This window comes from Neptuniibacter caesariensis, assembly GCF_000153345.1.
Taxonomy (GTDB): Bacteria; Pseudomonadota; Gammaproteobacteria; order Pseudomonadales; family Balneatricaceae; genus Neptuniibacter; species Neptuniibacter caesariensis.
This window is the reverse complement of record NZ_CH724125.1, coordinates 1,574,376-1,598,415: the sequence shown is the minus strand read 5'-3', so window position 1 is coordinate 1,598,415 and position 24,040 is coordinate 1,574,376. Positions and strand designations below refer to the sequence as shown.

Sequence of the window (24,040 nt, the reverse complement as noted above, 5' to 3'; positions counted from 1 at the left end):
CTATTCGAGATGCTGGCACTGCGCGGAGCACCTGCTCTTTCCGCTTTTCGTCACGAAAAGCTACTTTCTGGTATTCAGTCTAAAGTTTCAGCCGTCACTGGCCTGTATGCTGAATTTATGCACTTTTCCGATTTGTCTCAAGCATTATCGGAAGAACAGACCCAAGTTCTTGAACGTATTCTACGTTACGGACCTAAAGCAGAAGCCAAAGAACCTAATGGAAAACTGTTCCTGGTTGTACCTCGCCCGGGCACGATCTCACCTTGGTCTTCAAAAGCAACTGATATCGCACATAACTGTGGCCTAGATGCAATCAAGCGCCTGGAGCGCGGTATTGCATACTATGTAGAAGTATCCGGTGAATTGTCTGACGAAGCTTGTCAGCAAATTACCGCAGAACTTCATGACCGTATGGTAGAAGCTGTATTGCCAAGTATAGATGAGGCAGAAAAGCTTTTCTCGGAAGAAGAGCCTAAGCCGCTAACCACAGTTGATATTCTGGGCGGTGGCCGTGAAGCACTGGTCAGCGCGAATACTAACTTGGGGCTGGCACTGGCGGAAGACGAGATTGACTATCTGGTAGCTAGCTTCGTTGAGCTTGATAGAAATCCGACTGACGTTGAACTGATGATGTTTGCTCAGGCAAACTCAGAGCACTGTCGTCATAAAATATTTAACGCATCATGGGATATTGATGGCGAAGCACAGGAGAAGTCGCTGTTTGCCATGATTCGTAATACAAATGAAATGGGCGGTGAAAACGTTCTTTCTGCGTATAAAGACAATGCTGCGGTGATGGTTGGCTCCAAAGCAGGGCGTTTCTTCCCGAAACCAGATTCTAAAGAGTACAGCTACAATCAGGAAGATATTCAGATCCTGATGAAAGTTGAGACGCATAACCACCCAACAGCTATCGCCCCTCATTCAGGTGCGGCTACAGGCTCCGGTGGTGAAATTCGTGATGAAGGTGCGACGGGTAAAGGTTCAAAACCGAAAGCGGGTCTGACAGGTTTCACTGTTTCTGATTTGAATATCCCTGGTTTTGAGCAGCCTTGGGAATCTAAATACGGTAAACCTGATCGTATTGTGACGCCCCTGGATATTATGTTGGAAGGCCCAATTGGCGGTGCTGCGTTCAATAACGAATTTGGCCGTCCTGCCCTTACAGGTTACTTCCGTACATTTGAGCAGAAAGTTAATGGCGCGGCAGGTGAGGAAGTTCGTGGTTACCACAAACCCATTATGATCGCCGGTGGTCTGGGTAATATCCGTGATGAGCATGTTGAGAAGGGTGAAATTCCGGTTGGCGCGAAGCTGATCTGCCTGGGTGGTCCTGCTATGCAGATTGGTCTGGGTGGTGGTGCTGCCTCTTCCATGACGTCTGGTTCTTCTACGGCTGACCTTGATTTTGCATCAGTACAGCGTGACAACCCTGAGTTGGAACGTCGTTGTCAGGAAGTAATCGATCAATGCTGGCAACTGGGTGACGAGAACCCTATTGCATTTATCCATGATGTAGGTGCGGGTGGTTTGTCCAATGCTTTCCCTGAATTGGTAGGGGATGGTAATCGCGGTGCAAATTTTGAGCTGCGTAATGTGAATAATGATGAGCCTGGTATGTCTCCGCTGGCTATCTGGTGTAATGAGGCGCAAGAACGTTACGTTATGGCCGTAGCTCCAGCAGATATGGCTCGTTTTGAAGCGATCTGTGAACGTGAACGTTGCCCTTATGCTGTTGTCGGTGAAGCGATTGAAGAGATGCACCTGACATTGGGTGATACACACTTCGAGAACAAGCCAGTTGATCTACCGATGAGCGTGTTGTTTGGTAAGCCACCAAAAATGCATCGTTCTGTCGAGCGCAAGAGCTACCAGGTTGCAGAATTCGATACCGCATCCATCGATCTGAAAGATGCAGCTGAGCGCGTAATGAAATTGCCTGCGGTTGCGTCTAAATCATTCTTGATTACGATCGGTGACCGTTCGATTACCGGTCAAGTGGCACGTGATCAGATGGTTGGTCCGTGGCAGGTTCCAGTAGCTAACTGTGCGGTAACGACTGCTGCTTACGATACCTATGCTGGTGAAGCGATGGCTATGGGTGAGCGTACACCGCTGGCTTTGGTTGATTCACCTGCGTCTGGACGTATGGCGATTGGTGAGACGATCACTAATATGGCATCAGCACGTATCTCTGAGATCAAAGATATTAAACTGTCTGCAAACTGGATGTGTGCAGCAGGTCATCCAGGCGAGGATGAAAAGTTATACGATACAGTTAAGGCTGTGGGTATGGAGCTATGTCCACAGCTGGGGATCACAATCCCAGTAGGTAAAGACTCAATGTCTATGCGTACTGTTTGGGACGATGAGGGTGAGCAGAAGTCAGTCACAGCGCCAATGTCTCTGATTATCTCTGGCTTTGCGCCGGTTACAGATACGCGTAAAACGATCACTCCTCAGTTGCGTACAGATCAAGGTGAAACAGATCTTGTTCTTTTAGATCTGGGTAATGGTAAGAACCGTATTGGCCTATCTGCACTAGCGCAGGTTTACAATGAAGTAGGTCAGGATGTACCGGACGTTGATCAGCCTGAGCAACTGGTTGCCTTCTTTGCAGCTATTCAGGAATTGAATGAGCAGGGGTTAATCCTGGCTTATCATGACCGTGCAGATGGTGGTTTGTTTACTACTGTTGCTGAAATGGCATTTGCAGGTAAGTCTGGTGTTGATATCAACCTGGATATGCTTGCGGGTGAAGAGTCTGAACTGGCTGCGGCGCTGTTTGCTGAAGAACTGGGCGCCGTTGTTCAGGTTAAGCGTGATGATCTGGAAACTGTCCTGACAGAGCTGAATGCGGCTGGTCTGGGTGATGTGGCTCAGGTTATTGGTTCGCTGAATCCTGATGATGAAATCCGTTTCCACTTCGATGAAGAAGAAGTGTATTCAGAATCACGCGTCCAGCTACAGCGCTGGTGGGCTGAGACCTCTTACCAGATTCAATCACTGCGTGATAATTCGGAGTGTGCTCAGCAGGAATTTGATCGCATTCTGGACAAAGAAGACCCAGGTCTGCATGCTGAGTTGACCTTCGATCAGAATGACGATGTGGCGGCGCCGTTTATTCAAACTGGCGTACGACCACAAATGGCCATTGTTCGTGAGCAGGGTGTTAACGGTCAGATCGAGATGGGTGCAGCATTTGATCGCGCAGGCTTCGCGGCGGTTGATGTTCACATGAGTGATATCCTGTCTGGTCGTGTTGAGCTGGATCAATTCAAAGGCCTGGTCGCTTGCGGTGGTTTCTCTTACGGTGACGTACTGGGTGCGGGTGAGGGTTGGGCTAAGTCAATCCTGTTTAATGCTCGAGCGCGTGATCAGTTCCAGGCTTTCTTCAATCGTGAAGATACCTTTGCATTAGGTATCTGTAACGGCTGTCAGATGTTGTCTAACCTGCATGAGCTGATTCCTGGTTCAGAAATGTGGCCGCACTTTGTGCGCAATGTATCTGAGCAATTTGAAGCGCGTGTCGCGATGGTTGAAGTTCAGGAATCTAAATCTGTGTTCCTGCAGGGTATGGCTGGCTCTCGTATGCCAATCGCAGTGGCGCATGGAGAGGGTCGTGCGGAGTTTAAGGACGAAGCTCACCTGTCTGGCCTGAAGTCATCGGGTACTGTTGCACTTCGTTATGTGGATAACTATGGCCAGCCTACTGAAATGTATCCGGCTAACCCGAATGGTTCACCAGCGGGTATTACTGGGGTAACAACCACAGATGGTCGAGTTACTATTATGATGCCGCATCCTGAGCGTGTGTTCCGAGCTGTTACTAACAGTTGGGCGCCGGATGAATGGGCAGAAGATGGTGCGTGGATGCGTATGTTCCGTAATGCACGTGCTTGGGTTAAGTAACCCGCGTGTTGCAAGATAAAAAAAGGTGGCTTAGGCCACCTTTTTTATTGTTTGGTAATTTGGAGTTACGGTCGTACGTAAAAGTAGCCTTGTTGCTGCAGGTGGATTATTTCGGGTAGTCCTGCTTGAACAACATCCTCAGCTTCGACTTCATACAGGTCTTCATGGGTAATTTTGAAACCGTCCAGGCTGTTACCGCAAATGATAAATTGCACATCATTGAGGCGAAGGGAGTCGATGGCTGTCTGCTTAGCTTCATCTTCGCTTGCCTCGAGGAAATACTTAATTGCCGGGCCGTGAACAACAGCTTTAATGGTTACTCTGCCTTCACCTAGCTGGTTGATATGGTTCGCCATATTCGCAAAGGTCGCGGAGATGCGCTTCGGTTCTTCGTAGTTGATGTGGTAAACGACTTTTTGTTCTTGGTATTCGTCGGCAATAACCGATCCGGAAAGGAAGGTTAAGAGTAAGAAAGGTAGTAACAGAATGCGCTTTAGTGAATGTGCCATTAGCCTTATCCTTAAATTAAAAGGGCGTTCAAAAGAACGCCCTGATAAACAATAAAGCCTTAGTGACTTTATCGGTTATTTTTTACCAGAGATCTCAACTTCTACACGACGGTTAGCGCGTAGGCAATCGATCAGGTTAGTACCACGCTGGCCGTCACAAGACTTAGCTGGCGCGTTTTCACCCATGTAACCAGTGCTGATAGCAGAACCGCTAACGCCTGCACCCTGTAGAGCATCAGAAACTGCGTTTACGCGCTTCTGAGACAGTGCGTCATTGTATGCGCTTGCACCAATACGGTCAGCGTGACCAACCAGGTTTACGCTGTTTACTTCTTTCAGTGACTTGATGTAATCCGCAATGTCGCTTACATCGCCAGGATTAGAGCTGTCAAAATCGAAGTATACGATGTGCTTCTCTACTACGCTCTTAGCCATTGGCTTTGGAGCTGGAGCTGGAGCTTCTGGAGCAGCTGGGGCTTTATAGCCGTCACAGCCCTCAACAGTATTGCTATCGTTCCAAAAACCATGACGCCAGCATTCGCCTGCACTGTTCGTCCATACAGTCTGATGTGGAGACTCGTCCCAGTAGCCGTTGTTTTCTGGGTGAGCCTGAGCGCCAGTTGCCATGCCCATAGCCAATACTAGGCCTGAAGCGATTGCTAATTTTTTCATATTTGCTGTCCTTAATACGATTGGGTTCTGTATTTTAGAATAATAAGAGATAATGAGTTTATTACAACTCTTCTTACCTGAACCTAAGGTAAACAGCAGTAAAATTCTTTAGAAATAACTAAAAAACTCTATATAAGTACTTTCTAATAAAGTTTACTGCATACCTTTACAAGACTGCTCTTAGCCTTTGGTCTCGGTTTTTTACCCGCAGTTATGGCAAAACTTTTTTATAGGGTTTAACGACAACCTTTGCGTATACGCCAGCATCAATATATGGGTCTGCGTCAGCCCAGCTTTGAGCATCTTCAAGGGAATTGAATTCAGCAACAACTAAACTGCCGGTAAAACCAGCGGCACCCGGGTCTTCGCTATCGATAGCAGGGTGCGGGCCGGCTATCAGTAAACGCCCCTCTTCATTGAGTTGCTGTAAACGGGCCAGGTGATCCGGACGAGCTGCCAGGCGTTTTTCCAGACTGTTCTCTATATCTTCAGAGATAATTGCGTAATACACGTGTATTCCCTTTATTTTTCGTTCTGTTCGGTATTTTCCATGTGTCGCGAAAGGTAAAACCCCTGCGCGATCACAAAGACAAGTGTTAGGCCAAGCATGCCAAAGAGTTTAAATTCTACCCAGATTTCTTCACTAAACGTATAGGCTACAAAAAGGTTCACAATACCCAGGACGATAAAGAAGATTACCCAGGCTATGTTAAGTTTTTTCCAGGCAAATGCAGGCATGGAAATGCTTCCTCCCATAAGCCTTTCTACAATGGTCTTTTCGCCAATGAACTGGCTGCCCAAAAAGGCAATACCAAATAACCAATTTACAATAGTGGGCTTCCACTGGATGAAGGTCTTATCCTGAAATAGAACGGTCGCTCCACCTAGTAGCACGACAAGGACAAGTGTGACCAGCTGCATTTTTTCAATCTTGTGGGTCTTGAACCAAGTGTAAAGCATCTGGAGAAGTGTCGCTGGAATCAAGATAGCTGTCGCTAAAATAATGTCATTTGTTGTTTTATAAACAGCAAAGAAAATAATAATCGGTAAAAAATCTAATAAAAGCTTCATGTTCGTTGCAATCAGTGGATGAAAAGTAAAGTATAAGTTCGAAGCGACTTTATATAAACAGTGAAACCTTATGGATTTACCAAGTTACGACTTACATTGCCATTCTACGGCCTCTGATGGTGCGCTGGCCCCATTAGAATTGTTAGAGCGGGCCCGAAGTAGGGATATTAAAATCCTGGCATTAACTGATCATGATACGGTTCAGGGTGTAAGGGAAATAGAGCGCTATTCCGATGAAGGAATAAAGATTATCCCGGGGACTGAATTAACCTGCCTGTGGAATGGTCGGGTTATTCATCTGGTTGGTTTGGGGTTTGACTCTGGTTCATCGGAACTAAATGCTTATTTGGCGAGAATTAATGAGCTTCGTGTTGCTCGTTCACAGGCTATCGCGCAAAGAATGGTGAAGCTGGGTTTGCCTGATTTATATGACGATGCACAAAAGCTTGCTGGAAATGGTGTGGTGGGGCGGCCTCACTATGCCCGCGCAATGGTTGAAAAGGGTCTTGTTGCTAACGAGCAGCAGGCTTTCAAAAAGTATCTGGGAGCGGGTAAGCGCGGGGATGTGAAAATGGAATGGCCATCTATTGAAGAGGCTGTTTCAGTTATTAAGCGAGCAGGTGGCGTATCCGTTATAGCGCATCCGACAAAGTATAAAATGACATTCACCAAAATCAGAGCACTGGTTGCGGACTTTGTATCCATTGGTGGGGATGGAATAGAAATATCTTACCCGGGTGCAACCCCTGATCATCAATTTCATTTATTAAGAATTGCAGCTGAAAACAGATTAATGGTCTCGGCGGGAAGTGATTTTCACACGCCGTCTAATGGTTGGACCGATTTGGGTAAATACCCGCCTTTGAAAGGCCAGGAAAATCATGTGCTCAATTATCTGCTCTAAAAAATGCCAGGTTATACGAAAATCAGCTGAATTGAGTTAAAATTAAAACTCTTCTGCTTTAATAAGGCTTTTAATTGTGAGTCAGTTTTTCCAGATCCATCCTGAAAACCCACAGCAGCGTTTGATTAATCAAGCGGTAGAAATTATTAATCGTGGTGGGGTTGTTATTTATCCTACGGATTGCGCCTATGCGCTAGGCTGCCATCTGGGAGATAAGTCGGCGCTTGAAAAGATTAAGCGAATTAGACAGTTGGATGATAAGCACAACTTTACTCTGGTGTGTCGTGATCTGAGTGAAATAAGTACTTATGCGAAGGTTGATAATAGCTGTTATCGTCTTTTGAAGTCACATACCCCAGGCGCTTATACTTTTATTCTAAAGGCTACCTCCGAAGTTCCAAGAAGATTGCTTCATCCCAAAAGGAGAACGATCGGAATCAGGATCCCTGATAATCCGATTGCGCTGGCATTAACAGAAGCTTTAGGTGAGCCAATAATGAGTACTTCTCTAATAATGCCAGGGGAAGAGATGCCTTTAATGGATCCATATGAAATGCGCGAGCTACTTCAGCATCAAGTCGATCTTGTAATTGATGGTGGTTATTGCGGAATGGAAGCTACAAGTGTAATTAATTTAGTTGAAGAAACGCCTGAAATTATTCGTGAAGGCGCAGGTGATGTATCTGATTTTTAATTAAGTTGGCTTTACATATTTCTTGATTAATATATCTTTATAGCATCATGTGTCTGTTTATTTATTATCGGTGAGTGTGGAAATGTCTGATTTTCTAAAAATTCTAACGCGTAAAAATTCGCTACGTAAACAATGTCATGATTTATCAGTGGCAGAGTTAGAAAAAGTTATTTCTGATTTGACTGTAATCACGGAAGATAAGCGAGCTGAAGAAGAGGCTGTTTTAGCGGCTGAGCAGGAAAAAGCTGCGAAAATTGAATCGATTCGTCAAAGTATGCAGGATGCAGGCGTTGATATTAATGATTTGATGAGTCTGATTGGTGAAACAGCTGCGCCTAAGAAAAAGGTTCAGCCTAAGTATCGAATTGTTGATGATGAAGGGAATGAGCATGAGTGGTCCGGCCGTGGTCGTACACCGTTAGCATTCCAGGCTTATTTCGATAAAGGATTTACTAAGGACGATTGTCTCATTTAAAATATGAGATCTATTCGTTTATAGAGCCCTTTCTTTTGAAAGGGCTTTTTTATTTTATCGCTGATAAATACTCAGCTTAATGTCTATGGTGCGTCAAATGGCAGATGAAAAGTTACATAAGGTTCTGGCGCGCTCCGGTGTAGGCTCACGTCGTGAGATGGAGCGTTGGATCAAAGAGGGTCGAGTTCAGGTTAATGGTCAGGTTGCCACGTTGGGAGATAGAATCTCTGAAGGTGATCAGGTCGAAGTGGATGGTCGTAAAACGCCACTGATTTTTGATAATCAGGCCGAGAGAAGGGTGCTGATCTATAACAAGCCTGTTGGTGAAATCTGCACACGGCATGACCCGGAAGGCAGGCCTACGGTTTTTCGTCATCTGCCGCCACTTAAAGAGGGGCGTTGGATCGCTATTGGTCGCTTGGATATCAACACGTCGGGATTGTTGCTGTTCACGACGGATGGTGAGTTGGCCAATGCGTTGATGCACCCTTCCGCTCAGATTGACAGGGAATATGCTGTACGCGTGCTGGGTGATGTTGATGAGGCAATGCTTCAGCGTTTGAAGGATGGAGTGTTGCTTGAAGATGGAATGGCGCGCTTTACGGATGTTCAGTTCTTTGATGGTGAAGGCGCGAACAAATGGTATCACTGTGTTGTTATGGAAGGGCGTAACCGAGAGGTGCGTCGGCTTTGGGAATCGCAGGAAATACAGGTTAACCGCTTGAAGCGAGTTCGCTTCGGGCCTCTGTTTCTGCCGAGTGATGTGCGTTCCGGTACGTGGAAAGAATTAACTGTTAAAGAGGTTAACTCGCTTTCTAAAATGCTGGAACTGAAGCCTAAACGAGCGCCTAAAATGACAGCTGATGAAAAGCAAAAATATCAGCGTCGTTTTAAAAAGCAGAAAGCCCGCCGTCAGGAAGGTAATTAATCAGGCATAAAAAAACAGCCATCTGGCTGTTTTTTTATGTCCGGAATTCAGGGAGTGGTGCTCCCAGCTTATTGGGCGTCAAGTGATTGCCCGTGAGTTTCCTGGCTGTCTGATCCCATAAGGTATAAGTACAGTGGCATAATATCTTCTGGGGCTGCCACGGTAGAAGGGTCCTCGCCAGGGTAAGCATCTGCGCGCATCTGCGTGCGGGTGGCACCTGGGTTGATGCAGTTGACTCGGATTTTGCTTATGTTGCTGAGTTCATCTGCCAGAGTCTGCATCAGGCCTTCGGTTGCAAACTTCGATACTGCATAAGCACCCCAGTAGGCTTTGCTTTTTCTGCCTACGCTGGATGAGGTGAAAACAATCGATGGGTTCTCAGAGTTTTCTAATAAAGGCATAAGGATCTGGGTTAGCATGAAAGGTGCGTTAACATTCACCTGCATAACTTGTTGCCAGATTACCGGGTCATATGACTCAATCGGTGTGCGAACGCCCAAAAGACTGGCGTTGTGAAGAATGCCATCGATTCGGCCGAACTCCTGTTCCAGAGTGTTGGTCAGCTCGATAAAATCGTGCTCTTGTGCGCTTTCCAGATTCAGCGGAACCAGCGCTGGTTGAGGATGACCAGCCGCTTCGATTTCATCATAAACATGCTCTAATTTTTCCAGCGTGCGACCTAATAGAATGACGGTTGCGCCATGGGCGGCAAAAGTCTTTGCTGCTACGCGGCCAATGCCGTCGCCGGCGCCGGTTACCAGAATGATTCTGTCTTTTAGAAGATTTTCAGGTGCCTGGTACTCAAACATGTTTCTGTTCCTGATTAAGAAGCAATATCTTTGTATATGGATTGTAGCAGGGGCTTAAGCTCTGTTGCACATTCAATGTAGTGATCCGCCTGCCAGGAGATAGGGTCTTCGCCGTCATTGAGATAGCCGTAACTGGCGCCAATAGTCACCATACCTGCTCGATTTCCTGCTTCAATGTCCCTGACATGATCACCTACATAAACGCTATGTTCAGGTATCTTGTCGAGCTGTTTGCAGGCAAGGAATAAAGGCTCAGGGTGGGGCTTTCTATTTTCAACATGGTCCGGGCAAATGATGCTTTGTGCCTGATCAATAATGCCTAGTCCGCGAAGTACCGGGATCGTGTAAAGCTCAGGCTTATTGGTTACGACACCCCATGGGATTTTATTGTCGTTTAGCCAAACTAGTGTATCGGCAATGCCGGGGAACAATTTGCTCTCTTTATCCAGATGAGAGAGGTAGATCTCCAGCATGCGTTTGTGAAGACGGGTAAAGCGCTCATCTCCCTCCGCTAGCTCGAATGATGCGGCAATCATGGCTCGGGCGCCATTTGATACATGTTGGCGTAAAAACTCGTAGCTGACTTCGGGCAGCCCTTCTTCTTTTAGCAGTAGGTTGATTACCGCGTGGAAGTCAGGCGCCGTATCGATCAGTGTGCCGTCAAGATCAAACAAAACGGAAGCGGACAGGTGATTCATTTACTCAGGCTTCTCGGTTGCGATCATATAGTTCACATCAACATCGGTTGGGTGAAGGCTGTATGTCTTGGTAACCGGGTTGTATGTCATGCCGCAAATTTCAGTGTTCTTAAGGCCGCTTTGTCGAATCCAGTTGCCTAGCTCTGAGGGGCGAATAAACTTTTTAAAGTCATGTGTGCCTTCAGGTACGAGTTTAAGTACCTTCTCGGCACCGAGAATCGCAAACAGGTAGCTCTTAGGATTGCGGTTCAGTGTAGAGAAAAAAGCCTGGCCGCCTGGTTTGCAGAGTCTGGCACATGCCGCAACGATCGAAGATGGATCGGGTACGTGCTCCAGCATCTCCATACAGGTAACAACATCATAGGATTCAGGCTCTTCTGCAGCGAGTTCTTCAACTGTGATCTGCTTGTAAGTGACATTTACGCCGCTCTCAAGGCCGTGAAGCTTGGCTACTTTAAGAGGGGCTGCACCCATGTCGATGCCGGTGACCTCGGCGCCCCGTTGGGCCATCGATTCAGAGAGAATGCCTCCGCCGCAACCCACATCTAAAACACGTTTTCCGGACAGGCTGGCAATCTTGTCGATAAAGCCAACCCTGAGAGGGTTGATGTCATGCAGTGGTTTGAATTCACTGTTGCGATCCCACCATTTGCTGGCAAGTTCTTCAAATTTAGCGATCTCTTCCGGATCAATGTTCTGTTTAGACGTATTTTCAGACTGAGTCATGATCGATCATTAAGCATATAATTTTGCTGACATTCTAACACTCCAAAGGGGATCTGAAACAGTTCTGAATGTATCTAGGATTTTAATTACTTAAGCGCTTATTTTTTCAGGATTCTCTCGCTTGAATTGTGATATACTCCGTCGGTTAAAAATATCCGCGGAAACCTTCCGTTGTGAGAGTGATTCAAGGATAGGGAATGGGTGATTTAGCCAAAGAAATCCTGCCAGTTAACATCGAAGATGAACTGAAGCAGTCATACCTTGATTACGCGATGAGCGTAATCGTAGGTCGTGCGTTACCAGATGCGAGAGACGGCCTAAAACCGGTGCATCGTCGTGTGCTATTTGCGATGAATGAGCTGGGCAACGATTGGAATAAAGCATATAAGAAATCGGCCCGTGTGGTTGGGGATGTAATCGGTAAATACCATCCGCATGGCGATAGCGCGGTTTACGATACTATCGTACGAATGGCGCAAGACTTTTCCATGCGTTACACCCTGGTTGATGGTCAGGGTAACTTCGGTTCCATCGACGGTGACTCGGCCGCGGCGATGCGATACACCGAGATCCGCATGGATAAGATTTCGCATGAGCTACTGGCCGATCTGGAGAAAGAAACGGTCGATTTCGTAGACAACTACGATGGTACTGAGAAAATTCCAGCGGTTTTACCTAACCGTGTGCCAAACCTTTTGGTGAATGGCTCCTCCGGTATTGCGGTAGGTATGGCAACCAATATTCCGCCCCACAACTTATCTGAAGTTGTTCGCGGTTGTATTGCGCTAATTGAAAATTCAGATCTGTCTGTTGATGACCTGATGGAGTTTATTCCAGGTCCGGATTTCCCAACAGGCGGTATCATTAATGGTCGCGCCGGTATCCTGCAGGCATACCGCACAGGGCGTGGTCGTATCTATGTGCGTGCTAAACACCATGTAGAGGAAGATCAGAAGAGTGGCAAGGCGTCACTGATTATCACTGAGATCCCTTATCAGCTGAACAAAGCTCGCTTGATCGAAAAGATCGCTGAGCTGGTTAAAGATAAGAAGATTGAAGGTATTACAGAGCTTCGCGACGAGTCTGACAAAGACGGTATGCGAATTGTTATCGAGCTACGTCGTGGCGAAATGCCTGATGTGGTTATCAATAACCTGTTTGCTCAGACACAGATGGAATCGGTTTTCGGTATCAACATGGTTGCCCTTGTTGATGGTCAGCCTAAGATTCTGGATCTTAAAACTGCGCTGGAATGCTTCATTCGCCATCGTCGTGAAGTAGTAACTCGTCGTACGGTTTACTTGCTGCGTAAGGCACGCGAGCGCGGTCATATCCTGGAAGGTTTAGCGGTAGCGCTGGCAAATATTGATCCGGTTATTGAACTGATCAAAACATCTCCAACACCAGCGGAAGCGAAAGAGCGTCTTATCGCAGAAGCCTGGACGCCTGGTGATGTAATACAGATGCTGGAGCGTGCAGGTGAAGATGCTTGTCGCCCTGAAGATCTGGAAGAGCAGTACGGACTTCGTGAAGGTAAGTATAATCTTTCCCCTGCTCAGGCTCAGGCTATTCTTGAGCTGCGTCTGCATCGTCTGACCGGTCTTGAACATGAAAAACTGATCGCGGAATATAAAGAGCTGCTTGAGCGTATTGCTGAGTTGCTGAAAATTCTTGGCTCACACGAGCGCCTGATGGAAGTTATTCGTGAAGAGCTGGAGGCGATTCTGGAAGAGTATGGTGATGAACGTCGAACGGAAATCACTGCTTCCCGTAAAGATCTGACAGTTGCTGACCTGATTACTGAAGAGGATATGGTGGTAACCATCTCTCATGGTGGTTATGCGAAAACTCAGCCATTGACTGACTATCAGTCTCAGCGTCGTGGCGGTAAAGGTAAATCTGCAGCTGCCATTAAAGATGAAGACTTTATCGAGCATCTGCTGATCGCAAATACCCACGATACCATCCTCTGTTTCACCGATCGGGGTAAGGTTTATTGGTTGCGCGTCTTTGAAATTCCTGTCGCGAGTCGTACCGCTCGTGGTCGTCCTATCGTGAATATCCTGCCATTGGATGAAGGGGAACGTATCAGCACCATTCTTCCTGTCGGTGGATATGAAGAAGACAAGTTTATCTTCATGGCTACAGCGTCCGGTACTGTTAAGAAAACAGCGCTGACGAACTTCTCCCGTCCACGTGCGAGTGGTCTGATTGCATTGGATCTGTTGGATGATGATCATCTGATTGGTGCGGCAATTACCAATGGTGAAGATGATGTCATGTTGATGACCAGCGCTGGTAAGTCTATGCGTTTCCGTGAAGAAGATGTCCGTCCAATGGGTCGTACAGCGCGAGGAGTTCGAGGCGTTAAGATGGATGACGGTGTTAAAGTCATCTCGTTGATTATTCCGCAAGAGGGCGGAAAAATCCTAACGGCTTCTGAAAATGGCTACGGTAAGAAGACTGCAGTAGATGACTTCCCGGTTAAAGGCCGTGGTGGTCAGGGTGTGATTGCGCAACAGTGTTCTGATCGAAATGGTTCTCTGGCAGGTGCCGTGCAGGTATTTGACGGTGATGATGTAATGCTGATCAGTGACCAGGGTACCTTGGTACGTACTGGTGGTGACGAAATCTCTGAGCTGGGTCGAAATACGCAAGGCGTAACATTGATTCGTGTTGCGGATGATGAGCGCTTAGTGAGTGTTGCCCGTATCGAAGAGCCTGAAGAGGATGAGCTGCTTCAAGGTGAAGAGAGCGAGCAACAGGGTGAAGCGCAGGCTGAACCTGCTGAAGAGTAATCAGTAACAAAGTGCGGCGCAAAAGTGCCGCACTTTTTTATATGCTTTAGAAAGAGTGATTAAGGCAGATGACACGTAAGTTTAATTTCAGTGCGGGTCCTGCGGGCCTACCCGATGCGGTATTGGCTCAGGCGCAGGAAGAACTTCTCGATTGGCACGGAAAAGGGCTCTCCATCATGGAGATGAGCCACCGTAGTAAAGAGTTTGTATCTGTTGCTGAAACCGCAGAGCAAGATCTTCGAGAATTAATGGGAATTGGGGACAACTATAAGGTGCTTTTCCTCCAAGGAGGAGCAACGACTCAGTTCTCAATGATTCCAATGAATTTGCTACGTGGCAAATCATCTGCTGATTATATTAATACAGGTATCTGGTCGAAAAAGGCCATTAAAGAAGCCGCACGTTATTGTGAAGTCAATGTTGCAGGTAGCAGCGAAGCAAATGGGTTCACAGCGGTGCCTTCTCAGGACGAGCTGAAGCTGAATCCTGAAGCTGCTTATCTCCACTATACGCCCAATGAAACCATTGGTGGACTGGAATTCGATTATATTCCACAGTCTGATGTGCCTCTGGTTGCCGATCTTTCTTCTACGATTCTTTCGCGCCCACTCGATGTGGATAAGTTCGGTTTGATCTATGCCGGTGCGCAGAAAAACATCGGTCCTGCCGGTTTAACTGTCGTTATTGTTAGAGAAGATCTGCTAGGCGGCGTGATTGAAAATGCGCCAACAATGTTTGACTACAAAGTGCACGCTGAAGCTGATTCCATGCTGAATACTCCGCCTACGTTTGGCTGGTATCTGGCAGGGCTGGTCTTTAAATGGCTTAAAGACCAGGGCGGTGTAGAAGCAATGGCTGCAATGAACCAGCGTAAAGCTGAGAAACTGTATGCAGCCATTGATGGTAGTGATTTTTACGGTAATCCAATGGCGCTTAATAACCGCTCCTGGATGAATGTGCCGTTTACCCTGGCTGATGATGCACTGGATAAAGTTTTCCTTGAGAAGGCAGAAGAAGTGGGTTTACTTAACCTGAAAGGTCACCGTTCTGTCGGTGGTATGCGTGCCAGTATATACAACGCAGTCCCAGAAGCTGCAGTTGATGCATTGATTGACTTCATGCAAACATTTGAAAAAGAGCACGCCTAAAGATAAACAGAATAAGTAGAACATTATGAGCGAACAAGAGAAAGAATTACGCGTACTGCGTGACCAGATCGATACTATTGATCGTAATATTCACGAATTGCTGAATAAGCGCGCAAGTTGTGCTCAGAACGTTGCTGAGGTTAAAGAGAAATATCAGGGCGAACAGAGCGCTGTATTTTATCGTCCAGAGCGTGAAGCTCAGGTTCTGCGTACAGTCATGGAACGTAATGAAGGTCCCTTAGCTGACAAAGAAATTGCGCGTCTATTTCGTGAAATTATGTCTGTCTGCCTCGCTTTGGAAGAGCCGATGCGAGTGGCTTTCTTGGGTCCTGAAGGAACGTTCACACAGCAGGCGGCGATGAAGCACTTTGGCCATTCTGCTCATAATATGCCGATGCAATCCTTGAAGGATGTATTCAGAGAAGTGCAATCCGGAGCTGCACATTACGGTGTTGTTCCCATTGAAAACTCATCGGAAGGTGTGGTGAACCATACCCTTGATCTGTTTAAACAGTTCAATCTTAAGATCTGTGGTGAGGTAGAAGTACCTATTCATCTACACCTGTTGCTCAATAAGGGCGATAGCATGGATGAGATAGCAAAGATCTACTCACATGAGCAGTCTTTAGCGCAAAGCCGTGGTTGGTTGGATGCTCGTTATCCGCATATTGATAAAGTGGCTGTTAGCTCAAATGCAGAAGCTGCCCGTCTTGTGATGCAGGAAGGCCATGGTTATGCGGCTGTCGCAGGAGATATGGCAGCAGAGCTATATGATCTGGATGCAGTTGTTAAAAACATTGAAGACCAGGCTGATAATACAACACGCTTCCTGATTATTGGTGATCAGGATGTCGGGCCAAGTGGTGATGATAAGACATCTATTTTGGTCTCTGTTCCTGACGCTCCGGGTGCGCTTTATCAACTGTTGGAACCATTCCACCGTTATGAGCTAAGTCTGACTCGTGTTGAAACAAGAACATCAGCGAAACACTCTTTGTTCTACATCGATTTCGAAGGGCATTCCGAAGATAAGCTGGTTCAAAAAGCACTTGCAGAGCTGACTAAAGAGTCCGTTGAGCTGAAAGTGCTTGGTTCCTACCCAAAAGCGGTACTTTAAGGTTAGCTATATGAGCTGTGATTTTATAGCCCTGGCAACAGATGGGGTACAGAACCTGAACCCTTACCTGCCAGGAAAACCACCTGAAGAACTTGAGCGTGAGCTTGGTTTGACTGATGTCGTTAAACTCGCTAGCAATGAAAACCCATTGGGATTGTCACCTAAGGCGGAAGCGGCAATAAATTCAGGGTTAAAGGGGCTTGCGCTATATCCAGATAGTGGTGGCTACAGACTTAAGCAGAAGTTAGCGGAAAAGTTTGGTTTCTTGGCGGATCAGGTAACACTGGGCAATGGCTCAAATGACGTTTTGGAACTGATTGCAAGGGCGTATCTCAGACCAGGTGATGAGGTTATCTATTCTGAGTATGCGTTTGTGGTTTACCCGCTGGTGACACAAGCAACCAACGCGACACCTGTTGTTACGCCAGCAAAAGAGTGGGGCCATGATCTGGATGCAATGGCTGCGGCTATTACCAATCAGACTCGCATTATCTTTATAGCTAATCCAAATAACCCTACAGGTACCTGGCTAACTAAGGCTGAATTAACAGCGTTCCTGGATAAGGTGCCGGAAAATGTGCTGGTCGTTTTGGATGAAGCCTACACTGAGTATGTAAGTGAAGCTGAATTTCCTGATGGATTGGATCTATTGGGAAGCTATCCGAATCTGATTGTTACTCGCACCTTTTCTAAAGCTTATGGTCTTGCTGGGCTGAGAGTTGGTTATGCTGTGGCGGATCAGGCTATTACAAATGTTTTAAGTCGTGTTCGTCAGCCTTTTAACGTGAACAGTCTGGCTTTACTTGCGGCTGAAGCGGTATTGGATGATCAGGATTACATCGAGCGTGCCGTTGGGCTTAATAGTGAAGGCATGGCTTTCTTTGAAGAAGAGCTGACTAAGCATGGTCTTGAATATATTGCATCGGTGGGCAATTTTATAACTGTCGATCTGAAGCAAGACGCGCTACCTGTTTATCAATCAATGCTTGAGCAGGGTGTTATTGTGCGCCCGGTTGGTAATTATGCGATGCCTGCACACCTACGAATTAGCATCGGTTTGCCTGAAGAGAACAAACGCTGTATGCAAGCACTGTTGAATGCGGTGGACAAGTCTTGAGTAAAGTAATTAATAAGACGCTCATCATTGGTCTGGGGCTGATCGGTGGTTCTCTGGCAAAAGCCTTAAGGTCTAACCGCCGGTTTGGCCAGATTATTGGTTATGACCGTGACCCTGATGAAACTTCAGTAGGCATAGAATTAGGCGTGATAGACATTGCGGCTGAAAGCCTTGCAGATGCAGTGTCTGAGGCCGATCTGGTTGTATTAGCTGTACCCGTCAAAGCGATGGAAACCGTGCTGGTGGATATTGCGCCTTTCATTGCTGAAGATACGTTAATAACGGATGTTGGCAGTACTAAAGCCAATGTTGTTGCGGCGGCAAAGCGGGTTTTTAAAACAATTCCAACGGGTTTTGTACCGGGCCACCCGATAGCGGGCTCGGAGAAAAGCGGTGTGGCCGCAGCTGATGAAGGGCTGTTTGATAAACATAAAGTCATTCTTACGCCTTTAGCAGAATCTTCATCTGAAGCTGTTAATGTGTTTGCTGATTTATGGGAATCGACCGGTGCTGAAGTTCTGGTTATGGACGTTGAAAAGCACGATGAAGTTTTGGCCGCGACGAGTCATCTTCCGCATATGCTGGCTTTTTCATTAGTCGATACCCTTGCCCAGGAGCAGGATCATAACACCGATATATTTCGTTATGCGGCGGGTGGGTTCAGAGACTTTACCCGCATCGCAGGTAGTGATCCTACAATGTGGCACGATATCTGTCTGGCGAACAAAGATGCATTGCTTAGCCAGCTAGACAGATACATAACAGGATTAGGCCGTTTAAGAACAGCCATTGAGTGCAGTGACAGTGAAACGATGCTTGGGACTTTCACCCGGGCCCGCGCTGCAAGAGAACATTTTTCAAGAATACTTTCCGGTACAGCATATTCACAAGATATGAGTAATCAATTAGTGACCTTTCGCGCCCAGCCTGGCGGCAGCGTTAGTGGTAAGATCCGTGTTCCAGGTGACAAATCAATCTCTCATCGTTCTATCATGCTGGGTTCCCTGGCAGATGGGGTAACTGAAGTTTCAGGCTTCCTTGAAGGGGAAGACAGCCTTGCGACGCTTCAGTCTTTCCGCGATATGGGTGTGGTAATCGAAGGGCCGGTTGATGGTAATGTAACTATCTATGGTGTTGGGCTGAACGGCCTGCAGGCACCTCCGGGCCCTCTTTATGTCGGCAACTCAGGAACCTCCATGCGATTGCTGTCAGGTTTGTTAGCAGCTCAGCAGTTTGATACTGAACTGACGGGCGATGCTTCCCTGACAAAACGTCCAATGGGTCGTGTTGCTGATCCATTACGATTGATGGGGGCTGAAATTGAGACAGCTGAAAATGGACGTCCACCGCTGAAGATAAAAGGTGGTCAGCCATTGAAAGGTATTCACTATGATATGCCTATGGCGAGCGCACAGGTTAAGTCTTGTCTGCTGCTAGCGGGTTTGTATGCTGAGGGTGAAACCTCAGTCACTGAGCCTGCTCCAACGCGAGACCACACTGAGCGTATGCTGACTGGATTCGGTTATCCGGTGAAACAGGAAGGTGCTCAAGCGGCTGTATCCCCGGGTGGGCAGTTGCATGCGACGAAAATAGATGTCCCTGCTGATATCTCTTCTGCAACCTTCTTTATGGTAGCTGCAGCGATTGCTCCCGGCTCTGATCTGACACTTGAGCATGTAGGAATCAACCCAACTCGTATTGGTATTATCAACATTCTTCGCTTGATGGGAGCAAACCTGGAGTTGCTTAATGAGCGTGAAGTGGGTGGTGAGCCAGTTGCTGATATCCGCATCCAATATGCGCCTTTGAAGGGTATTCATATCCCAGAAGATCAGGTGCCATTAGCGATCGATGAGTTCCCGGCTCTGTTTGTTGCTGCGGCCTGTGCCGAAGGTACAACTATTGTCAGCGGCGCTGAAGAGTTACGAGTGAAAGAGAGTGACCGTATTCAGTCTATGGTAGACGGTTTGAAAACGCTGGGTGTTGATATTGAAGGTACACCAGATGGTGCGATTATTCAGGGCGGTACCATAGGTGGCGGTGTAGTAGAAAGCCATGACGACCACCGTATCGCAATGTCCTTCTGTGTTGCATCATTAAGAGCGACAGATACCATTACTATTAATGACTGTGCAAATGTAGCGACGTCATTCCCAGGTTTTGTTGAGCTGGCAAAGAGTGCCGGTATTCAGGTTGAGAAGGAGGAGGGCTGATGTCTAACGGACAGGTCCCCGTAATAACCGTGGATGGGCCAAGTGGCTCAGGTAAAGGAACAATCTGCCAGCTGCTGGCCAGAGAACTGGATTGGGGGTTGCTGGATAGTGGCGCCCTATATCGCCTGGTGGGTCTGGCTGCACGCCATCACGGCGTCGAGTTAGATGACAAGGAAGCACTGGTTGTATTGGCTGCTCATCTTGATGTGCAGTTCATTGCCACTGAAGATGATACGGTTCAGATCGTCCTTGAAGGGGAAGAGGTGACCGATGCTATCCGCACTGAGGCAGTTGGCAAAGATGCATCAATCGTTGCGGCGATTCCTGAAGTGCGAGATGCCTTGCTGGAAAGGCAGCGTGCCTTCGCCGAAGAACCGGGTTTAATCGCTGATGGCCGTGACATGGGAACTGTTGTTTTTCCCGAAGCTGCGCTAAAAATATACTTAGATGCCAGTGCAGACGAGCGCGCTGTGCGTCGTTATAACCAGTTGATAAACAAGGGACTGGGTGCTAGTCTTCAGGCTATATTGGAGGATATTCAGGCGCGCGATGATCGTGATATGAATCGTGCTGTTGCTCCTCTTAAGCCCGCGGCGGATGCAGTAATTCTCGATACGACTAAAATGTCGATTGATGAGGTCCTTGCCGCTGTAATGGATGAAGCGAGGCATAAAGGGCTTCGCTGAAGACGTTTTACTGACTGAAAGCGGGATAATGATATGAGCGAAAGCTTTGCTGATCTTTTTGAAGAGAGTCTTCAAGAACTAGAGATGGCGCCAGGTGCCATTGTTAGCGGAACGGTTGTCGCGATTGAAGATGACTATGTCATCGTCAATGCGGGGCTCAAATCAGAAGGTATTATCCCGAAAAGCCAGTTTCTCGATGAAAATGGTGATCTGACCATCGATGTTGGTTCAGAGGTTAAGGTCGCGCTGGAAGCGGTTGAGGATGGGTTTGGTACTACTCAGCTATCCAGAGACAAAGCTAAGCGCGCCGAAGCCTGGATTGAGCTGGAAAAAGCCTACGAAGCCGATGAAATTGTCACAGGTAACATCACCGGTAAGGTTCGCGGCGGCTTTACAGTTAACGTCAATACGATACATGCATTTCTTCCTGGCTCCCTTGTGGATGTCAGACCTCTCAGAGATACATCCCATCTGGAAAACCAGGAGCTTGAGTTCAAGTTAGTTAAACTTGATGCTAAGCGAAACAATATTGTTGTCTCGCGTCGGGCTGTCCTAGAAGCAGCCTATAGTGAAGAGCGTGAAAAACTTCTGGCGAACCTCAAAGAAGGGCTCAAAGTTAAAGGGATTGTTAAGAATATCACTGACTATGGTGCCTTTATTGATCTGGGTGGTGTCGATGGTCTTCTACATATAACCGATATCGCCTGGAAGCGCGTTAAGCACCCTAGCGAAGCGTTGAAGGTAGGTGAAGAGATCGATGTTCAGGTGCTTCGCTTTGATAAAGAACGCAATCGCGTTTCTTTGGGGATGAAACAACTATCCGAAGATCCATGGACTCAGCTGATTTCAAATTACACGGTGGGTGCTAAGGCGAAGGCCAAAGTGACTAACCTTACAGACTATGGCTGTTTCGCTGAGATTGAGAATGGCATTGAAGGGCTTATCCATGTATCAGAAATGGATTGGACCAATAAAAATGTTCACCCATCAAAAGTTGTTCAGGTCGGAGACATGGTCGATGTGATGTTATTAGACATCGATATGGAGCGCAGGCGTATTTCTCTGGGCATGAAGCAATGCAAGCCGAACCCTTGGAATGAGTTCTCAAGTAAGTTTGATAAAGGCGATAAAATTACCGGCAGTATTCGTTCAATAACGGATTTTGGGGTATTTATCGGGTTAGATGGCGGCATTGATGGTCTAGTTCATCTTTCTGATCTCTCCTGGGAGCAGCCAGGTGAAGAAGTTGTTAAGTCCTATAAGAAAGGTGATGAAGTCGAAGCTGTCGTGCTTTCGGTTGATGCAGAGCGTGAACGTATTGCTTTAGGTATTAAGCAGCTTGATTCTGATCCATTTGTTAATTTCACATCGGTAAACGCTAAAGGTTCGATCGTTAAAGGGCAGGTATCTAATGTCACAGATAAAGCCTTAAGTGTTACGTTAGCCGAGGGTGTCGAAGCTAGTTTGAAGATCGCGGATGTTTCCCGCGATCGTATCGATAATTTGTCTGAACGCTTTACTGTCGGTGACGAAGTTGAAGCGGTTATTTCAAATATTGATCGTCGAAATCGCGTTATTACCCTCTCGATTAAACAGCTAGAGATCGAGCAGGAGAAGAAAGCGATGGATAAGATAAGTCAGCAGTCGGACGCGGTTATTTCAGGGCCTACCACTATCGGAGACCTGATCAAAGCGCAGATGAATAAGGATGACGACTCCAAGTAATCTCGTCAAAGAGTAACAGAGCGGAGATGTAAGTATGACTAAATCTGAACTGATTGAAATACTGGTAGATCGCCATGATCAGCTGTCTGTGAAGGATATTGAGCTTTCAGTTAAAACCATGCTGGATCACATGACTGAATCCTTATCAGAAGGCAATCGCATTGAAATCAGAGGCTTTGGTAGCTTTTCCCTGCATTACCGTGCACCCAGAACGGGGCGTAACCCGAAAACTGGGGAATCAGTTTCATTGGAAGAAAAATTTGTTCCGCATTTCAAGCCTGGTAAAGAGCTTAGAGAGCAAGTTAACGACTCCATCAATCAATAATATTTGAGGTTTACCCGGTGCGTTTTATTAAAAAGATACTTCTGGCGCTGCTAGCGCTGCTGATGCTTTTTATTGGTGTGATGATTACTGTGAGCAATCCAGCGCTTGTAAGTATTGATCTTGTATTTATTCAATTGCCAGAGTTAACACTGGGTGTCTGGTTGGCCATCGTATTTTTCCTTGGTAGTGCACTGGGTCTCATCATTGGTAGCCTTTTGGTATTTGCACTTCGAACAAGAGTGGGCTCTTTAAAACGCAAACTTGCTACCAATCAGAAAGAACTTGATCAACTGAGAGTCGCTAATCTCAAAGATGCCGTTTAACGCAAACGAATTCCTCCTTCTGATTCCTCTGGTCATAGCAATAGCAATAGGTTGGTTGCTAGGCCGGAGGGAAGTCAAAAAGTCTGTATACACCCCTGCCCAGACTAACTTAAGTCATGAGTACTTCACGGGCCTTGATTACCTTTTAAATGAAAAAATGGATGAAGCGATCGAAAGCTTCATTCGAGCGTTAGAAGTCAATTCGGATACCATTCCTGCCCACCTGGCCCTGGCAAAACTCTTTCGTCGAAAGGGTGATGTGGACAGAGCCATTCAGATTCATCAAAATCTGTTGGCGCGTCCGGACCTGTCCCGTTCTGATTTTATGCGTGTACAGATGGCGCTTGCCCGTGATTATTATGCAGTGGGCCTGCTCGACCGAGCGGAAAACCTATTGCAGGAAATCATCAAGTCAAACTCCACTGCCAAGACGCAATCTAAAGCGCTCAGTTTGCTGATCAAGCTCTATGAAAAAGAGGGGGAGTGGGAAGAAGCGTTAAAAGCGGCTGAAAAGTTAGCGGCCGAAGAAAAGCGCGATATCTCAGTTGAGCTTTCTCATTACTGCTGTGAGCTGGCCGAAGTGGCTTTCGAACATAAGCAGTTTCAAAAAGCGTCAGAAGTACTTAAACGTGCAGAACAGTTGGACTCTGTGAATGTCAGAGTCAGTCTTCTGAAAGCTCAGGCTTACATGTCGACCGAACAGTGGAAACAAGCCATAAAATGTTTGAAATCCATTGCTAAGCAAGACAGTTTATTTGTTTCAGAAACTATCCCGTACTTAAAACTGTGTTACCAGAAAATCGGTGATAAAAATGCATATGCTAGCTATTTAAAAAGTAGCTTAAACAGTGCTCCCTCGACTACCGTCATCGTTGCTCTGGCAGAGCTGATTAAAGATGAAAGAGGTATCTACGCTGCGGGTAGTTTTATTACTGAAGAATTGAAACGTCGGCCGTCGGTAAAAGGATTTAATAGTCTGATCGATCTTCATATAGAATATGGCTCGGAGAGTGCCAGGGACAGCCTTCGTGTACTAAGAGGTTTGACGGGGCAGCTTGAACTGTCTAAGCCGGTATACCGATGTAACAGTTGTGGATTTTCCGGACGTAGCCTCTCCTGGCAGTGCCCGTCTTGTAAAACCTGGGGTACAACCAAACCGATTCAAGGCCTTGAAGGTGAATAACCAGCAG

22 protein-coding genes are annotated in these 24,040 nt (G+C 46.8%); 15 read left to right on the top strand and 7 right to left on the bottom strand.

Going from position 1 to position 24,040, the window contains the following annotated elements:
• Positions 1-9 precede the first annotated feature (9 nt).
• Positions 10-3,912 carry a phosphoribosylformylglycinamidine synthase gene (gene purL / locus MED92_RS07500; protein WP_007020922.1) on the top strand — a complete coding sequence of 1,301 codons (3,903 nt, stop codon included), beginning with the start codon at positions 10-12 and terminating at the stop codon, positions 3,910-3,912.
• 65 nt (positions 3,913-3,977) lie between these two features.
• Here the strand turns inward: purL and MED92_RS07495 are convergent, their stop codons facing one another.
• The 4 genes from MED92_RS07495 to MED92_RS07480 form a co-directional block, all read right to left on the bottom strand.
• Positions 3,978-4,421, bottom strand: coding sequence for a DsrE family protein (locus MED92_RS07495; RefSeq protein WP_007020921.1), 444 nt, complete (start codon positions 4,419-4,421; stop codon positions 3,978-3,980).
• Positions 4,422-4,496: 75 nt separating this feature from the next.
• Positions 4,497-5,093 (bottom strand): OmpA family protein, encoded by a 597-nt coding sequence (locus tag MED92_RS07490; protein WP_007020920.1) that lies wholly within the window; start codon positions 5,091-5,093, stop codon positions 4,497-4,499.
• Positions 5,094-5,304: 211 nt separating this feature from the next.
• Complete coding sequence (locus tag MED92_RS07485; RefSeq protein WP_007020919.1) at positions 5,305-5,604, bottom strand: YciI family protein; 300 nt, start codon at positions 5,602-5,604, stop codon at positions 5,305-5,307.
• An 11-nt stretch (positions 5,605-5,615) separates the two neighbouring features.
• Positions 5,616-6,164 (bottom strand): septation protein A, encoded by a 549-nt coding sequence (locus MED92_RS07480; RefSeq protein ID WP_007020918.1) that lies wholly within the window; start codon positions 6,162-6,164, stop codon positions 5,616-5,618.
• A 70-nt stretch (positions 6,165-6,234) separates the two neighbouring features.
• Here MED92_RS07480 and MED92_RS07475 point away from each other — a divergent pair, with 70 nt between their 5' ends.
• The 4 genes from MED92_RS07475 to rluB all read left to right on the top strand — a co-directional run bounded on the left by MED92_RS07475 (position 6,235) and on the right by rluB (position 9,165).
• Positions 6,235-7,068 carry a PHP domain-containing protein gene (locus tag MED92_RS07475; protein ID WP_007020917.1) on the top strand — a complete coding sequence of 278 codons (834 nt, stop codon included), beginning with the start codon at positions 6,235-6,237 and terminating at the stop codon, positions 7,066-7,068.
• Positions 7,069-7,144: 76 nt separating this feature from the next.
• A complete protein-coding gene (locus tag MED92_RS07470) occupies positions 7,145-7,762 on the top strand; it encodes an L-threonylcarbamoyladenylate synthase (protein WP_007020916.1) in 618 nt (205 codons plus the stop codon).
• 82 nt (positions 7,763-7,844) lie between these two features.
• Positions 7,845-8,237, top strand: coding sequence for an H-NS histone family protein (locus tag MED92_RS07465; RefSeq protein WP_007020915.1), 393 nt, complete (start codon positions 7,845-7,847; stop codon positions 8,235-8,237).
• 97 nt (positions 8,238-8,334) lie between these two features.
• Positions 8,335-9,165, top strand: a complete 831-nt coding sequence (rluB, locus tag MED92_RS07460; protein WP_007020914.1) for a 23S rRNA pseudouridine(2605) synthase RluB — start codon at positions 8,335-8,337, stop codon at positions 9,163-9,165.
• A 68-nt stretch (positions 9,166-9,233) separates the two neighbouring features.
• On the opposite strand, the gene MED92_RS07455 is transcribed toward rluB, so the two are convergent.
• Genes MED92_RS07455 through ubiG form a run of 3 tightly spaced genes read right to left on the bottom strand, consistent with a single transcriptional unit; the run spans position 9,234 to position 11,398 of the window.
• Positions 9,234-9,974, bottom strand: coding sequence for a YciK family oxidoreductase (locus tag MED92_RS07455; RefSeq protein WP_007020913.1), 741 nt, complete (start codon positions 9,972-9,974; stop codon positions 9,234-9,236).
• A gap of 14 nt (positions 9,975-9,988) precedes the next feature.
• Positions 9,989-10,672: an HAD-IA family hydrolase gene (locus MED92_RS07450; protein WP_007020912.1), complete on the bottom strand. Its 684-nt coding sequence runs from the start codon at positions 10,670-10,672 to the stop codon at positions 9,989-9,991.
• Positions 10,673-11,398 (bottom strand): bifunctional 2-polyprenyl-6-hydroxyphenol methylase/3-demethylubiquinol 3-O-methyltransferase UbiG, encoded by a 726-nt coding sequence (ubiG, locus tag MED92_RS07445; RefSeq protein ID WP_007020911.1) that lies wholly within the window; start codon positions 11,396-11,398, stop codon positions 10,673-10,675.
• Positions 11,399-11,595: 197 nt separating this feature from the next.
• Here ubiG and gyrA point away from each other — a divergent pair, with 197 nt between their 5' ends.
• The 10 genes from gyrA to lapB all read left to right on the top strand — a co-directional run bounded on the left by gyrA (position 11,596) and on the right by lapB (position 24,033).
• Positions 11,596-14,196 carry a DNA gyrase subunit A gene (gyrA, locus tag MED92_RS07440; RefSeq protein ID WP_007020910.1) on the top strand — a complete coding sequence of 867 codons (2,601 nt, stop codon included), beginning with the start codon at positions 11,596-11,598 and terminating at the stop codon, positions 14,194-14,196.
• A gap of 68 nt (positions 14,197-14,264) precedes the next feature.
• Complete coding sequence (gene serC, locus MED92_RS07435) at positions 14,265-15,344, top strand: 3-phosphoserine/phosphohydroxythreonine transaminase (protein WP_007020909.1); 1,080 nt, start codon at positions 14,265-14,267, stop codon at positions 15,342-15,344.
• Positions 15,345-15,369: 25 nt separating this feature from the next.
• A complete protein-coding gene (pheA, locus tag MED92_RS07430) occupies positions 15,370-16,461 on the top strand; it encodes a prephenate dehydratase (protein ID WP_007020908.1) in 1,092 nt (363 codons plus the stop codon).
• A gap of 10 nt (positions 16,462-16,471) precedes the next feature.
• The gene (hisC, locus tag MED92_RS07425) at positions 16,472-17,578 is read left to right on the top strand and encodes a histidinol-phosphate transaminase (protein ID WP_007020907.1); all 1,107 of its coding nucleotides are present in this window, start codon (positions 16,472-16,474) and stop codon (positions 17,576-17,578) included.
• Positions 17,575-19,791, top strand: a complete 2,217-nt coding sequence (locus MED92_RS07420) for a bifunctional prephenate dehydrogenase/3-phosphoshikimate 1-carboxyvinyltransferase (RefSeq protein WP_007020906.1) — start codon at positions 17,575-17,577, stop codon at positions 19,789-19,791. Before hisC ends, MED92_RS07420 begins: the two co-directional genes overlap by 4 nt.
• Entirely contained in the window at positions 19,791-20,477 is a 687-nt protein-coding gene (gene cmk / locus MED92_RS07415; protein ID WP_007020905.1) for a (d)CMP kinase, read from the top strand. The genes MED92_RS07420 and cmk overlap by 1 nt, the downstream gene beginning before the upstream one ends.
• A 33-nt stretch (positions 20,478-20,510) precedes the next feature.
• Complete coding sequence (gene rpsA / locus MED92_RS07410) at positions 20,511-22,202, top strand: 30S ribosomal protein S1 (protein WP_007020904.1); 1,692 nt, start codon at positions 20,511-20,513, stop codon at positions 22,200-22,202.
• A gap of 34 nt (positions 22,203-22,236) precedes the next feature.
• Positions 22,237-22,527 (top strand): integration host factor subunit beta, encoded by a 291-nt coding sequence (locus MED92_RS07405; protein ID WP_007020903.1) that lies wholly within the window; start codon positions 22,237-22,239, stop codon positions 22,525-22,527.
• A 17-nt stretch (positions 22,528-22,544) separates the two neighbouring features.
• Positions 22,545-22,850, top strand: coding sequence for a LapA family protein (locus MED92_RS07400; protein WP_007020902.1), 306 nt, complete (start codon positions 22,545-22,547; stop codon positions 22,848-22,850).
• Positions 22,840-24,033, top strand: a complete 1,194-nt coding sequence (gene lapB / locus MED92_RS07395) for a lipopolysaccharide assembly protein LapB (protein WP_007020901.1) — start codon at positions 22,840-22,842, stop codon at positions 24,031-24,033. The genes MED92_RS07400 and lapB overlap by 11 nt, the downstream gene beginning before the upstream one ends.
• Positions 24,034-24,040: the final 7 nt, after the last annotated feature.

What these genes read in the sequence shown, in the direction of transcription:
- MED92_RS07495 (WP_007020921.1), bottom strand. Translation starts at nt 4,421, where the DNA reads ATGGCACATTCACTAAAGCGCATTCTGTTACTACCTTTCTTACTCTTA.
- MED92_RS07450 (WP_007020912.1), bottom strand. Translation starts at nt 10,672, where the DNA reads ATGAATCACCTGTCCGCTTCCGTTTTGTTTGATCTTGACGGCACACTG.
- gyrA (WP_007020910.1), top strand. Translation starts at nt 11,596, where the DNA reads ATGGGTGATTTAGCCAAAGAAATCCTGCCAGTTAACATCGAAGATGAA.
- MED92_RS07475 (WP_007020917.1), top strand. Translation starts at nt 6,235, where the DNA reads ATGGATTTACCAAGTTACGACTTACATTGCCATTCTACGGCCTCTGAT.
- pheA (WP_007020908.1), top strand. Translation starts at nt 15,370, where the DNA reads ATGAGCGAACAAGAGAAAGAATTACGCGTACTGCGTGACCAGATCGAT.
- MED92_RS07405 (WP_007020903.1), top strand. Translation starts at nt 22,237, where the DNA reads ATGACTAAATCTGAACTGATTGAAATACTGGTAGATCGCCATGATCAG.
- serC (WP_007020909.1), top strand. Translation starts at nt 14,265, where the DNA reads ATGACACGTAAGTTTAATTTCAGTGCGGGTCCTGCGGGCCTACCCGAT.
- lapB (WP_007020901.1), top strand. Translation starts at nt 22,840, where the DNA reads ATGCCGTTTAACGCAAACGAATTCCTCCTTCTGATTCCTCTGGTCATA.
- MED92_RS07480 (WP_007020918.1), bottom strand. Translation starts at nt 6,164, where the DNA reads ATGAAGCTTTTATTAGATTTTTTACCGATTATTATTTTCTTTGCTGTT.
- purL (WP_007020922.1), top strand. Translation starts at nt 10, where the DNA reads ATGCTGGCACTGCGCGGAGCACCTGCTCTTTCCGCTTTTCGTCACGAA.
- MED92_RS07465 (WP_007020915.1), top strand. Translation starts at nt 7,845, where the DNA reads ATGTCTGATTTTCTAAAAATTCTAACGCGTAAAAATTCGCTACGTAAA.
- MED92_RS07455 (WP_007020913.1), bottom strand. Translation starts at nt 9,974, where the DNA reads ATGTTTGAGTACCAGGCACCTGAAAATCTTCTAAAAGACAGAATCATT.
- ubiG (WP_007020911.1), bottom strand. Translation starts at nt 11,398, where the DNA reads ATGACTCAGTCTGAAAATACGTCTAAACAGAACATTGATCCGGAAGAG.
- hisC (WP_007020907.1), top strand. Translation starts at nt 16,472, where the DNA reads ATGAGCTGTGATTTTATAGCCCTGGCAACAGATGGGGTACAGAACCTG.
- MED92_RS07490 (WP_007020920.1), bottom strand. Translation starts at nt 5,093, where the DNA reads ATGAAAAAATTAGCAATCGCTTCAGGCCTAGTATTGGCTATGGGCATG.
- rpsA (WP_007020904.1), top strand. Translation starts at nt 20,511, where the DNA reads ATGAGCGAAAGCTTTGCTGATCTTTTTGAAGAGAGTCTTCAAGAACTA.
- rluB (WP_007020914.1), top strand. Translation starts at nt 8,335, where the DNA reads ATGGCAGATGAAAAGTTACATAAGGTTCTGGCGCGCTCCGGTGTAGGC.
- cmk (WP_007020905.1), top strand. Translation starts at nt 19,791, where the DNA reads ATGTCTAACGGACAGGTCCCCGTAATAACCGTGGATGGGCCAAGTGGC.